General features: G+C 70.4%; 11 protein-coding genes and 1 pseudogene. 5 read left to right on the top strand and 7 right to left on the bottom strand.

Features of this window, described 5'->3' with window-relative positions; genetic code table 11:
* The first annotated feature begins 77 nt into the window (after positions 1–77).
* The 3 genes from SACAZDRAFT_RS10220 to SACAZDRAFT_RS10230 are packed head-to-tail and all read left to right on the top strand — an operon-like array spanning position 78 to position 3,429.
* On the top strand, positions 78–710 hold the full coding sequence (locus tag SACAZDRAFT_RS10220) for a TetR/AcrR family transcriptional regulator (protein WP_005441280.1): 633 nt from the start codon (positions 78–80) through the stop codon (positions 708–710).
* Positions 707–2,266, top strand: coding sequence for a glycerol-3-phosphate dehydrogenase/oxidase (locus tag SACAZDRAFT_RS10225; RefSeq protein ID WP_005441281.1), 1,560 nt, complete (start codon positions 707–709; stop codon positions 2,264–2,266). The genes SACAZDRAFT_RS10220 and SACAZDRAFT_RS10225 overlap by 4 nt, the downstream gene beginning before the upstream one ends.
* Before the next feature lie 38 nt (positions 2,267–2,304).
* Positions 2,305–3,429, top strand: coding sequence for an ABC transporter permease (locus tag SACAZDRAFT_RS10230; RefSeq protein WP_005441283.1), 1,125 nt, complete (start codon positions 2,305–2,307; stop codon positions 3,427–3,429).
* A 157-nt stretch (positions 3,430–3,586) separates the two neighbouring features.
* Here the strand turns inward: SACAZDRAFT_RS10230 and SACAZDRAFT_RS10235 are convergent, their stop codons facing one another.
* Genes SACAZDRAFT_RS10235 through SACAZDRAFT_RS10255 form a run of 5 tightly spaced genes read right to left on the bottom strand, consistent with a single transcriptional unit; the run spans position 3,587 to position 7,697 of the window.
* A complete protein-coding gene (locus SACAZDRAFT_RS10235) occupies positions 3,587–4,819 on the bottom strand; it encodes a cytochrome P450 (RefSeq protein WP_005441286.1) in 1,233 nt (410 codons plus the stop codon).
* The gene (locus SACAZDRAFT_RS10240) at positions 4,816–5,415 is read right to left on the bottom strand and encodes a GTP-binding protein (protein ID WP_005441288.1); all 600 of its coding nucleotides are present in this window, start codon (positions 5,413–5,415) and stop codon (positions 4,816–4,818) included. The genes SACAZDRAFT_RS10235 and SACAZDRAFT_RS10240 overlap by 4 nt, the downstream gene beginning before the upstream one ends.
* The gene (locus SACAZDRAFT_RS10245; protein ID WP_005441291.1) at positions 5,396–5,752 is read right to left on the bottom strand and encodes a DUF742 domain-containing protein; all 357 of its coding nucleotides are present in this window, start codon (positions 5,750–5,752) and stop codon (positions 5,396–5,398) included. The genes SACAZDRAFT_RS10240 and SACAZDRAFT_RS10245 overlap by 20 nt, the downstream gene beginning before the upstream one ends.
* Positions 5,753–5,754: 2 nt before the next feature.
* Positions 5,755–6,150, bottom strand: coding sequence for a roadblock/LC7 domain-containing protein (locus SACAZDRAFT_RS10250; protein WP_005441293.1), 396 nt, complete (start codon positions 6,148–6,150; stop codon positions 5,755–5,757).
* Positions 6,150–7,697, bottom strand: coding sequence for an ATP-binding protein (locus SACAZDRAFT_RS10255; RefSeq protein WP_005441294.1), 1,548 nt, complete (start codon positions 7,695–7,697; stop codon positions 6,150–6,152). Before SACAZDRAFT_RS10255 ends, SACAZDRAFT_RS10250 begins: the two co-directional genes overlap by 1 nt.
* Before the next feature lie 267 nt (positions 7,698–7,964).
* On the opposite strand from SACAZDRAFT_RS10255, the gene nfi reads away from it, so the two are divergent.
* Positions 7,965–8,663 (top strand): deoxyribonuclease V, encoded by a 699-nt coding sequence (gene nfi, locus SACAZDRAFT_RS10260; RefSeq protein WP_040927730.1) that lies wholly within the window; start codon positions 7,965–7,967, stop codon positions 8,661–8,663.
* Here the strand turns inward: nfi and SACAZDRAFT_RS10265 are convergent.
* Positions 8,641–9,078, bottom strand: a pseudogene (locus SACAZDRAFT_RS10265) (ZIP family metal transporter); the annotation flags it as partial. The gene nfi and the pseudogene SACAZDRAFT_RS10265 sit on opposite strands and share 23 nt — an antisense overlap.
* 253 nt (positions 9,079–9,331) lie before the next feature.
* On the opposite strand from SACAZDRAFT_RS10265, the gene SACAZDRAFT_RS10270 reads away from it, so the two are divergent.
* Positions 9,332–11,122, top strand: a complete 1,791-nt coding sequence (locus SACAZDRAFT_RS10270) for a thiamine pyrophosphate-requiring protein (RefSeq protein ID WP_005441297.1) — start codon at positions 9,332–9,334, stop codon at positions 11,120–11,122.
* A gap of 141 nt (positions 11,123–11,263) precedes the next feature.
* Here the strand turns inward: SACAZDRAFT_RS10270 and SACAZDRAFT_RS10275 are convergent, their stop codons facing one another.
* Entirely contained in the window at positions 11,264–12,577 is a 1,314-nt protein-coding gene (locus SACAZDRAFT_RS10275; protein WP_005441299.1) for a citrate synthase, read from the bottom strand.
* Positions 12,578–12,642 lie beyond the last annotated feature (65 nt).

A 12,642-nucleotide genomic window follows, 5' to 3' on the forward strand; every position in this document is an offset into this window, starting at 1 on the left:
CGGCGTCGCCCGCTTCGGGCGTCCACGCGGAGCGAAGTCGATGGTCGACGGTCTCGTTCACGGCTAGAGTGTGACACATGAGCCGAGAACGTCACATCCCTCCGCGGTCCGGAACGGCCGGGAGTGAACGGGCCTCCACCGGGCGGGTACCCGACGACGTGCTCCTCGACGCGGCACGCGCGTGCGTGCTGACCGGCGGCGTCCGCCGGACGACCCTCACCGACATCGCACGCACGGCGGGCGTGAGCCGCATGACGCTGTACCGGCGGTACCCGGACGTGCGCAGCATCCTCGCGGCGCTCATGACCCGCGAGCTCGGCGCGCTGCTCCACGGGGTGAACGCCACCGTCGCCGTCGCACTGCCCGCGCGGTCCCGGCTCGTGGAACTGGGTGTGGCGGCCGTGCGCGCACTCGTCGCCGATCCCCTGCTGCGCACCGTGCTCGACCGCGACGCCGAGCTGCTCCTGCCGTACATCACCGAACGTGTGGGCAGCACGCAGCGACTCGCCGAACAGGTGCTGGCCGACCTGATCGCCCAGGGACACGCCGACGGCTCGGTCCGGGTCGGCGACCCGGCGGTCCAGGTCAGGGCCCTGCTGCTCACGGTGCAGTCGTTCGTCCTCTCCTGGCGTCCCGCCACCCGGGACGTCCCGGCGGAGCCGCTGCTGTCCGAACTCCGACACCTCCTGGAAAGAAGCCTGACGCCATGAGCGCAACGAACCTGATCCACGCCTCCCTCACCGCCCGGCGACGCGCCCGCGAACTCGACGCACTCACGTCGGGCGAACAGGTGGACGTGCTCGTGGTGGGCGGTGGCGTGACCGGCGCCGGGGTCGCGCTCGACGCGGCGTCGCGTGGGCTCTCGGTCGCGCTGGTGGAGGCGCACGACCTGGCGTTCGGCACCTCCCGGTTCTCCAGCAAGCTCGTCCACGGCGGCCTCCGCTACCTCGCTCACGGCCGCCTGGGACTGGCCCGCGAGAGCGCCGTCGAACGCGACGTCCTCCTGCGTCGCACCGCACCTCACCTGACCCGGCCGCTGGCCCAGCTCTTCCCCCGCTACGCCGACACACCGGCGCGGGAGTACGCGCTCACCGCCGCCGGGCTCACGGCGGGCGACGCGCTGCGCCGGTTCGCCGGGACCCCGTCGACCCTGCTGCCCCGCCCCCGGACGGTGCCCGCCGCCGCGGCACTGACGCTGGTGCCGGGACTGCGTGCCACGGGCCTTCGCGGTGGCCTGCTGGCGTTCGACGGCGCCCTGACCGACGACGCGCGACTCGTCGTGGCTCTCGCCAGGACGGCGGCCGGGCTCGGCGCGCGAATCCTGACCCGGGTGCGCGCCCTCGAACTGCGGGGCGACCAGGTCCGGGCACGCGACGAGCTGACGGGCGACACCGTCGACCTGCGCGCCCGTCAGGTCGTCAACGCCGCGGGAGTATGGTCGGGCGGACTGGTGCCGAACGTCCGGCTGCGACCGTCCCGCGGGTCGCACCTCGTCCTCGACGCCCGCAGCACGGGCCTCGGGGAGACGGCGCTCATGGTCGGTGTCCCGGGAGAGCTCAACCGGTTCGTGTTCCTGCTGCCCCAACCCGGCGGCACCGTCTACCTCGGACTGACCGACGAACCGCTGGACGGCGAGGCGACCGACCACACCGACGTCCCCGACACCGACGTCGACTTCCTGCTCGACGTGGCCTCCACCGTGCTCGACCGGCCACTCACCCACGACGACGTCCGCGGCTCGTTCGCCGGCCTGCGCCCGCTGCTCGACACTCCCGGCGGCCGCACCGCGGACCTGTCCCGCGAACACGCCGTGCTCACCGACCCCGGTACGGGCGTGGTGACGGTCGTGGGCGGCAAGCTCACCACCTACCGGGTGATGGCCGAGCAGGCCGTGGACGCCGCCGTAACGGAAGCCGGGCTGCGCGCACCGTCCTCGCGGACCGGGCGGCTCCCCCTCGTGGGCGCGGCGAGCCGAGCGGCATTGACCACTGTGGACGCACCCCGCAGGTTGGTGGGCAAGTACGGCATCGAGGCACCCCGCGTGGCCGCGCTCGGCGACGTCGACCACGCACTCGCGCGTCCCCTGTTCCCCGGATGCGCCACCACGGCCGCCGAAGTCGTGTGGGCGGTGCGCCACGAGGGAGCACTCGACGCCGACGACGTGCTGCACCGCCGCACCCGCCTGGGCCTGGTGCCCGACGACGCGGAGAAGGCGCGTCCCGCCGTGTCCGACCTGGTCGAGCGATCGTTGCGGGGCCTCGCCTGACGTAGGCTCCTCCCGTGGCGGCGGAGAGGAGCGGGGCCGTGCCCGAGAGCGTGACCCGACAGCGCGAGTCGACGACGGTCGCCACCGCTGCCCGCCAACTGCGCACCCACCTGCACACGGGCTACTTCATCACCAGCACCACGCTCGTGCTCGCCGCACTCACGTGCGTCGCCCTGCTCCACGTGTCGGTGTTCCGGGAACTCGGGGGCACCACGGTGGGCGTCACCGGCCAGGCCAACGCCATCACCGACCCGCTGCGGCGCGCCGCCGAGAACGCGGGCGAAGACCTCCGCGTCGTGCGCTACCCCGATGCCGAGGGCGGGCGAGCCGACGTCGAACGCGGCGTGCTCGACGTGTTCGTCTCCGGCAGCGCCGCGAACCTCCACGCGCTCACCGGGTCCGGGCTCGACGACTCCGTGCGCAGTCTGCTCACCGGTGTCACGCGGTCCGAGATCGTCGCGGCGAAACTCGCGGAGGCCGGAGCCGATCCGGCCACCGCGCAGGACGACGTGATGGCCGCCGAGATCGAGGTGGAGACGCTGCAACCGGCCGTCGCGTCGCGCGGCGAGCGGTCGATCACGGCGTTGGCGGTCGTCGCGCTGCTCGTGGTGACCCTGGCGGGTGGCGGCGTCGTGGTGGTCCGTGGCCTGGCTCGGCTCCGAGGGCGTGGGGCGGCGGCGCGTCAGCGGTCGTTCGTCGTCGCCACGGTGGCGGGCGCGGGACTCGCGGGCGCGCTGCAACTCGTCGTGCTCGGCGCGGCTGCCCTGGTGGTCGCCGTCGTGACAGGTGTGGCGCCACCCTCCGGCGTCGCCGTGACCACGCTCGCGTGGGGCCTGGTGTGGTTCGGGCTCGGGTGGACGTTCTACGCGCCGGTGTCGGTGTTGACGTCGCCGCCCTGGAGCGGGCGGCCCACGGGGCTTCCCGCGGCGCTGGTCCTGCTGGCGGCCTTGGGCACCACCATGGCCGTGTCACCGCAGCCCGACAGTCCCACCGCGTTCGTCCTGTCGTTCGTGCCGCCGCTCTCGCCGTTCGCGGTGCCGATCCGCATCGCCACCGGTGTGGCCGAGCCGATCGAGGTCGTCGTGGCCGCGGCACTCACCCTCGCGGCCGCCGCCCTCCTCGCCCGAGCGGCGAGAACGACGCTGCGCCCCGCCCACCCCTGACACCGTGTCCGCGCGTGGCGCACGCGTGTCCGCACCTCCCGCACGTCGGCGCCCCCGAGGCGTCTCCCGAACTCCCGACTCGACGTCCCGCAACGGCGAACACGCGTCGTCGAAGTGCAAACACGCGTGCGTGACACGCGGACACGATGTTCGGGGCTCAGCGGTGGGCTGTCGCGGACGGGGTGAAGCGCACCGGGAGCGAGGTCAGGTGCCGGTTCCACAACGCCGGCGTGAACGTCAGCTCCTCCACCGGAACCGCGACCGTGACGTCGTCGAATGCGTACAGTGCGGTCTCGACCGCGATACGTGCGATCAGCCGCCCCGCACGCTGCGCCGGGCAGGCATGGGAACCCGCGCTGAACGACAGGTAGGCGCGGTTGCCGATCTCCAGCCACGGGTCGTTGGTGCGCACGCGGTAGTCCGCGTTGCCCGCCGCGAAACTGAGGATGACCGCGTCCCCGCGCCGGATCGGTTGACCGGCGAGCTCGCAGTCGGCCGCCGCGTAGCGACCCATCAGGTTCGCCACGGGCGGGTCGCGCCACAGCACCTCGTCGAGGGCCTCGTCGATCCCGAGTCGACCGCCGCGCATCCGCGCGGTGAACCGGCGGTCGGTCAGCATCAGACGCAACGCCATCGCGATCCAGATGCCGGTGACCTCGTAGCCCATGCCGATCACCATCATCATGGCGTGCAGTACCTCGTCGTCGCTGCGCAACGAGGGGTGCCGCACGAACTTCGAGGTCAAATCATCCTGCGGTCGAGCCCGCCTGTCCTGCAGCAACGCGACGAGCAGCCGCTGCATCGAGTCGTCGGCGAAGTACGACTCGATGCCCGCCAACAGGGTCGCCCGCAGTTTCTCCTGGTCCTCAGTGGACACGCCGAGGAGCGACAGGATCACCAGCATGGGGATGGCGGCGGAATACTCGCTCACGAGGTCCGCGTGGCCGCGCATGGAGAACTCGTCGAGCAGGCCAATGCAGATCTGCTCGACGGTCCTGCGCAGGCGGTGTTCGTCGAGGTCGTCGAAGCCCTCCTCGACCGGAGCGCGCAACCGTCGGTGCTTCTCGCCGTCGGCGTAGACGGCGTTCTCCAGCGGTGACAGCAACGCCGCCAGCGGCGCGTCCGGCGGGATGACGCCGCTCGTGTACTCGCGCCAGCTCCGCGGGTCGTGGGAGAACAGCCGTTCGTTGCGAGCGACCTGGCAGATCTCGGAGTGCCCCATCACGAGCCACCCGTTGACCTGCGGCAACAGCTCCACCGGGGCGACCTGGCCCCAGCGGGCTCGCAGTTCGCTGTACACAGCCTGCGGGTTCTGCGAGTTCACGATGTGCGACAGCGGCGTCAGCCCGGTCATCTCGGCCAGCGTCCGCTGCTGCGGCGACGTCGTCATGCGACCTCCGAGTTGTTCCGCACCGCGATGGCGTACTCCACCAGTTTGATGAGCGTCTGCGCCGACGACTTCCGCTCGCGCGCGTCGCAGAACACGATCGGCGTCTCCGGGAGCAGGTCCAGCGCGTCCCGGAGCTGTTCCGTGTCGTACTGCGGCGAGTTCGGGAACTGGTTGACCGCGACCGCGAACGGCACCTTGGTGTGCAGCTCCAGCTGGTCGAACACCTCGAAACTGTCCTCCAGCCTGCGCGGATCCACCAGGACGAGCGCGCCCACGGCACCGTCGGCCAGGCCCTCCCACAGGTTCCAGAACCTCTTCTGCCCCGGCGTGCCGAAGAGGTACAACACGATCTCCGAGCTCAGCGTGATGCGACCGAAGTCCATGGCCACCGTGGTGGTGCTCTTGCTGTCCAGCCCGGCGAGGGAGTCCACACCGACGCTCGCGGCCGTCATGGTCTCCTCGGTGCGCAGCGGTGCGATCTCGCTCACCGAGCCGATCAGCGTCGTCTTGCCCACGCCGAAGGCTCCGACAACGAGGATCTTGACCGACTGGATGACGGTCGAGGACACATAACGCTCAGAGCTTTCGGAGCCCATTCAGCACTTTCTCCAGCAGGTCGATTTCAGGGATGACGAGTCGCTGCGGGCTGGACCGCACCACGAGGTGTCCCGTGTCGATCAGGTCCGACGCGAGCACCACGACCACGCTCACCGGCAGGCGAAGGTGCGCCGCGGCCTCGGCGACCGACAGCACGCCTCGGCACACGTTCACAAGGGATCGCTTCTCCCGGCTGGTCGACACCGGGAGGAGCGAGTCGGGGTTGGCCACCAGCAGGGTTTCCGGCCGCAGCGTGTTCCGGGAGGGATGAGCGCGGCCGCCCGTGATGACGTAGGGCCGGACCGGCCCGTCCTGGTACTCCTCGGAGTGGCTCATGGTCAGCGTGCGCGCGTGGGCGTGCTGAGCGTCCGCTCACCGATCTGGAGCACTTGGAGCTGCATCTGCTGGGCGATCAGGCCCGGGTCGATGACGGGGTCGGTGACCACGGCGAGCCGCGACCCGTCGCCGGCGCCGCGCACGAACAGGAAACCGCCGTCGAACTCGACCATCACCTGCTTCGGGTCACCACCGGAGCCGAACTCGTCACCGACGCCGCGACCGAGCGAGGTCAGCCCCGCGCACGCGGCCGCGAGCTTGTCGGCGAGGTCGGTGGCGGTCTGCTCGGTCTTCACCTTCAGCAGACCGTCGGACGTCAGCACGATCGCGTGGCGAACGCCGCGCACGCTCCTGATCTGCTCCAGCATCCAGCTGTTGTCACCGGCGTGGGCAACCATTACTCCTCCGAAGTGTCACGAGAGGCGGACGGTGTGTTCGGGGTGGCGGCGATCCGGTTGGACGCGCCGGTGTCCGAACTGAGGAAGGCACTCATCCACTGCCCTGCCTGCTCCGCTGATTGTTGGGGGTCGGCCGGGATCGCGGGGATGTCCATGGTGATCTCGCTGCTGTTCTCGACGACGGCCTCGCCACGGCGGGACCGTCGGCGGGGCAGCACGGGTAGGTCGGCCTGCGGACCGGCGGGTTTCTCCTTCGGCTCCTCACGCTGAGCGGGAGCCGGCGTGGGCGCGGGAGCCGGAGCCGGCGCGGGAGGAGGCGTGGGAGCGGGGTCGGGCAACGGCAACTGCTGCGACTGTGGCACGGTCTGCGTCGGGACCGCCCCCTTCACCACGGGCTTGAGGTTGTCGGCCGTGCTGTGCTGCCGGGAGAGGGCGAGCTGCCCGCTCATCGCGGCGTGCCCGGGCGGCAACGGCTCGGTCAGCTCGGACGGCACCATCACGATGGCACGCACACCGCCGTAGACGGACTCACCGAGGTCGACCCGGAACCCGTAGCGACGCGCGTAGGTGCCCACCGACGGCAGGCCGGTCTGCGGTACCTCGCCGAGCGTGAACAGGTCGTGCACCGTCTCGCCCGAGGCGATGATCCTGGCCTGTTCGAGCCGGCGGTCGTCCATGCCGACCCCGCAGTCGTCGATCTCGATCACGGCGCCGCGTTGGACGTGGCGCAGCGTGACCAGCACGTTCGTGGTGGGCGGAGAGGACTGCGCCGCGTTGGCCAGCAGCTCGGCGACGATGTGGATGAGCGGTTCGACCACCCGCGCGGTGACGGCGATGGCGGGGTCACCGGAGGCCTCCACCCGCTGGTAGGCGGTAATCCGACCGGCGGCACCACGCACGACGTCGGACAACGCCAGCGCCTCGTTCCACTGCTGCCCCGGCCGTTCACCACACAGGGCGGCGAGCGACTGGGCGTACCGCGCCTGCTGCGCGGCGGCGTGGTCGACGCGCATGCTGGTCTCCAGCACGTCCGGATCGTTCGGGTGCCGGCTGACCATCCGGCCGGCTTCCTCCTGCATCCGGTGCGCCGAGGTCTGAACCTTGCGCGCGAGCGACACCACGGCGGAGTGCACCGCACTGCGTTGCGCGTCATAGACGTCCCGCGCGTTGCCGACCAGCGACTTCATGCGTTCGTACTCGGCGGCCGCCTCCGGGCGAGGCGGTGTGTCCGGGAGCGGCGGCGGCGTCCGCCCGCTGGAGTACGCCTCCATGTACCGCAGGAACACGTCCTGCACCTCGCGCTGCGCGGCGAACTCGTCCGCCAGCGCCTGCCGGCACGCGGCCATGGCGCCGGCGGCGCGCACGGTCAGGGCGGCGAACACTCCCAACGCGGCGAGCGCCAGAACCCCGGGTATGAGCCACCACAGCTGCCCGGAGTCACCGACGGCCAGAAAGACTGAGGCGACGACCACGTAACCGGCGACGAGGGCGACGCACGCCCATCCGAGCGGACTCGGTCCACGCCGCGTAGTCGGTGAGTTTTCCATGATCATCCAGAGATCGGTCGACCAGCCAGGAACATGTCAGCACACCGTGGCACGGGCGCGCTGGAAAACCGCGAAACCCAGTGCACCTCCATACGAAAGCCCCAAGATGGACAGCGGCGCGAATGGCCTACCCCACTGCCCGGCTCAGAGTAGTCGATCTCCGTGGGCGGCGTACAGGCCTGGAGTCGATCACGTCGGACGACCAGGTGTTCGACGCGCCGGAGACCGTCGAGAATGGACCTGTACGTGAGCGAATCGGGGGTAGCAATGGAGATCCAGCTCGCTGAGCCGTGGCCGACCACGGTGGCCGAGGCGGTCGCCGTGCAACGACGTCTGCGCCACCGGGTCCGGGCCGGCGACGACGCGGGGAGCCCCGTGCGCACCGTCGCCGGCGTCGACGTGGCCTACGCCGCCGACTCGGACCGCCTCGCCGCGGCGGTCGTGGTACTCGACCACACCACTCTGGACGTGCTGGAGACCTCGACCGTGGTGACCACCGCGGAGTTCCCCTACGAACCGGGACTGTTCGCGTTCCGGGAACTCCCCACGCTGGTGACGGCGTTGCGCGGCCTGCGGACGGTGCCCGACCTGATCGTGTGCGACGGGCACGGCCTGGCCCACCCGCGCCGGTTCGGCCTCGCCTGCCACCTCGGGATACTCGCCGACGTCCCGACCTTCGGTGTGGCGAAGAACGTGCACGTCGGCGAGTTCGTGCCCCCGGCGTCACAACGCGGCGCGACCTCGCCGCTCACGGTCGGCGGCGAGGTCGTCGGGGCCGCGGTGCGGACGCGCAGCCGTGTCAAACCGGTGTTCGTCTCCGTAGGACACCGGATCAGCCTCGACACGGCGTGTGCTCACACACTCACGCTGAGCACGCACTACCGGCTTCCGGAGACCACCCGGCACGCCGATCACCTCTCGCGCGAGGTGCTGGCGGGCCGGATCAGCCCGACCGTTGCAGGGTGAACGCGGCGAGGAACCCCACGGTGGTGATGAGTCCGGTGAGGACGTGGGTGCGCTGGAACGCCTCGGGAATCATCGTGTCGGCCACCATGGCGAGGATGCCGCCCGCGGCGACCGCCGTGATCACCGCGATGGTGGCTGCGGGCGCGCCGTCCAGCAACAGGCTGCCGAGTGAGGCGGCCGCGGCACACGCGAGCGCGATGCCCGTCCACACTCCGAAGACGTAGCCCGCGCGGCGCCCGGCCCGCCTCATGCCCGCGGCACTCGACAATCCCTCGGGAACGTTGGAGACGACGATGGCGGCGAGGACGGTGATCCCCACCGTGCCGCTGCCCAGGACGGACAGTCCGAGGACGACCGTTTCCGGTATGCCGTCGAGCAGGGCGCCGAAGGCGATCGCCGCTCCGCTGCCCCGAGCAGGAGGGCCGCCCCGGCGACCAGTCCCCACAGTCCCGCCTCCAACCACACCGCCATCGCGCCCTCCTCGGCCCGCCCGGGTGTGGTGTACCCGCACATCGTGTCCGCAGTCTGCGTACGCGTGTTCGCGTCGCACGGCGCGAACACACGTACGGGAAGCGCGGACACGCGTGCGGGGAGCGCGGACACGGTTGAGAAGTACTCGCTCGGGTAGCCGGGTCGCAGACCGGAGTGCATCGACCCGAGGAGGGCCCATGACCGAGACGGTCGGCGACTACCTACTCCAGCGGCTCCGGGACTGGGACGTGCAGCAGGTCTTCGGCTACCCCGGCGACGGCATCAACGGCATCGTCGCCGCGTTCGGCAAGGCGGACAACCAGCCCCGGTTCGTGCAGTCGCGGCACGAGGAGATGTCGGCGTTCCAGGCGGTGGGGTATGCGAAGTTCAGCGGCGAAGTTGGTGTCTGCCTCGCCACGTCCGGCCCCGGGGCGATCCACCTGCTCAACGGCCTGTACGACGCGAAGCTGGACCACGTGCCGGTGGTCGCTCTCGTGGGCCAGACCGCGCGCAGCGCGATGGGCGGCAGCTACCAGCAGGAGATCGACCTCCAGGCGCTGCTGAAGGACGTCGCGTCGGAGTACCTGGTGGAGGTCAACGTCGCACAGCAGCTGCCCAACGCCCTCGACCGGGCCTTTCGCACGGCGCTGGCCCGCAAGGCACCGACCGCGGTGATCATCCCGGCGGACCTGCAGGAGCAGGAGTACACCCCGCCCGAACACGCGTTCAAACAGGTTCCCTCCAGCCCGCCGAGCACGCCGAGAGCGGTGGTCCTCCCTCCCGAGGACGAGCTCGCCCACGCCGCCGAGGTCCTGAACGAGGGTCGACGCGTGGCGATCCTGGCCGGGCAGGGTGCCCGCAACGCCGCCGAGGAGCTCGCCCGCACCGCCGACACGCTCGGCGCCGGGGTGGCGAAAGCGTTGCTGGGCAAGGACGTCTTGCCGGACGACCTGCCGTACGTGACGGGCTCGATCGGTCTGCTGGGCACCAAGCCGAGCTACGAGTTGATGCGCGACTGCGACACGCTGCTCATCGTGGGTTCGAACCTGCCGTACTCGCAGTTCCTGCCGGAGTTCGGCCAGGCGCGGGCCGTGCAGATCGACATCGACGGCGGCCGGATCGGCATGCGCTACCCGACCGAGGTGAACCTCGTCGGCGAGGCGAAGGCCACGCTTCGTGCGCTGCTGCCGCTGCTGTCGCACAAGACCGACCGGTCGTGGCGGGATACGGTCGAACGCAACGTCGCCGACTGGTGGTCGACCCTGCGCGATCAGGCTCTCCTCGACGCCGCGCCGATCAACCCGATGCGCATCGTTCACGAACTGTCCCACCGCGTCCCCGAAGACGCGATCGTGACCGCCGACTCGGGCTCCTCGACCAACTGGTACGCCCGCAACCTGCGGATGCGGGGCCGCATGCGGGGCTCGCTGTCCGGGACGCTCGCCACGATGGGCGCGGGAGTGCCGTACGCGCTCGGCGCCAAGTTCGCCCACCCCGAGCGGCCGGTGGTCGCGCTCGTCGGCGACGGCGCGATGCAGATGAACGGGATGGCCGAACTCGTCACCATCGCGCGGTATCGGAACCTCTGGCAGGACCCGCGGTTGGTCGTGTGCGTGTTCAACAACCACGACCTGAACCAGGTGACGTGGGAGTTGCGCGCCATGGGTGGAGCGCCGAAGTTCGAGGAGTCGCAGAGCCTGCCCGACGTGCCGTACGCGGAGTTCGCCAAGCTCGTCGGCCTGGAGGGCATCACCGTCGAAGAGCCGGGTGACCTCGCCAGGGCGTGGGACGTGGCGCTCACGGCCGACCGGCCCGTGGTCCTCGACGTGCACTGCGACCCCGAGCTGCCGCCGATCCCACCCCACGCGACGTTCGACCAGGTCAAGTCGATGACGGAGGCGTTGGTGAAGGGCGACCCCAACGCCTGGCACCTGCTCGTGCAGGGCGCGAAGACCAAGGCGCAGGAGGTGCTGTCGCGCTCACGGTGAGCCGCCGTGACTCACCGTGAGCGCGCGGGTCGGTACGGTGACACAGGTCGATCCTGCAGAAGGTGTTCCGACCGACGGCGAAGGCCGCCGTCCCCGGTCGGGAGGCGGCGGCCTTCGTGTCGCGTTCGTGCGGCAGGCGACTCAGCGCTCGGACAGCGGCTTGTAGTCGCGCTGCTTCTCGCCGGTGTAGATCTGCCGCGGACGGCCGATCTTGGTGGCCGGGTCGGTCATCATCTCGCGCCAGTGGGCGATCCAGCCCGGCAGGCGGCCCAGGGCGAACAGCACCGTGAAGAACTGCGTCGGGAAGCCCATGGCCCGGTAGATGAGGCCGGTGTAGAAGTCGACGTTCGGGTAGAGCTTGCGCTCGACGAAGTAGTCGTCGGACAGCGCGCGCTCCTCCAGCCGCTTGGCGATGTCGAGCAGCTCGTCCCCACCGGCGATCTTGGAGAGGATCTCGTCCGCGGTCTGCTTGATGATCTTCGCGCGCGGGTCGTAGTTCTTGTAGACCCGGTGCCCGAAGCCCATCAGGCGGACACCCTTCTCCTTGTTCTTCACGCGGTTGACGAACGTGTCGACGTCGCCACCCTCGGCCTTGATGCCCTCCAGCATCTCCAGCACCGCGCTGTTGGCACCGCCGTGCAGCGGGCCGAACAGGGCCATGATGCCCGCCGAGATGCTCGCGAAGAGGTTGGCCTCGGACGAACCCACGAGCCGGACCGTCGACGTGGAGCAGTTCTGCTCGTGGTCGGCGTGGAGGATGAACAGCAGGTCGAGCGCCTTGACCATCGCCGGGTCGATCTCGTACGGCTCCGCCGGCAGCCCGAACGTCATCCGCAGGAAGTTCTCGACCAGCCCCAGCGAGTTGTCCGGGTAGAGGAACGGCTGGCCGATCGACTTCTTGTAGGCGTAGGCCGCGATGGTGGGCACCTTCGCCAGCAGCCGGATGGTCGACAGCTCGACGTTGTCGATGTTCGAGGGGTCGAGCGAGTCCTGGTAGAAGGTCGACAGGGCCGACACCGCGCTGGACAGCACCGGCATCGGGTGCGCGTCCCGCGGGAAGCCGTCGAAGAACCGCTTCAGGTCCTCGTGCAGCAGGGTGTGCCTGTTGACCCTGGAGGTGAACTGCTCCAGCTGGTCCTTCGTGGGCAGCTCACCGTAGATGAGCAGGTACGACACCTCGAGGAACGTCGAGTGCTGCGCGAGCTGTTCGATGGGGTAGCCGCGGTAGCGCAGAACTCCCTGTTCGCCGTCGATGTAGGTGATCGCCGAAGACGTGGCTCCGGTGTTGACGAAGCCGGGGTCGTACGTGATGTACCCGGTCTGTGCGAGCAGCTTCCCGAGCTCGATCCCGGGCGCGCCTTCCACGGCGCGAACGACGTTCAACTCGTGCTCGCCAGTCGGCAGGCGGAGTTGTACCTTCTCGCCCCCGGTCTGCGCCGCAGTCGCGTCGGACATGCACATGCCTCTCACGGTCACACGGGCCGGCTGTGACCGCAGATCATGCGGTTCACATACTTCGC

The sequence above is a fragment of the Saccharomonospora azurea NA-128 genome (genome assembly GCF_000231055.2).
Taxonomy (GTDB): domain Bacteria; phylum Actinomycetota; class Actinomycetes; order Mycobacteriales; family Pseudonocardiaceae; genus Saccharomonospora; species Saccharomonospora azurea.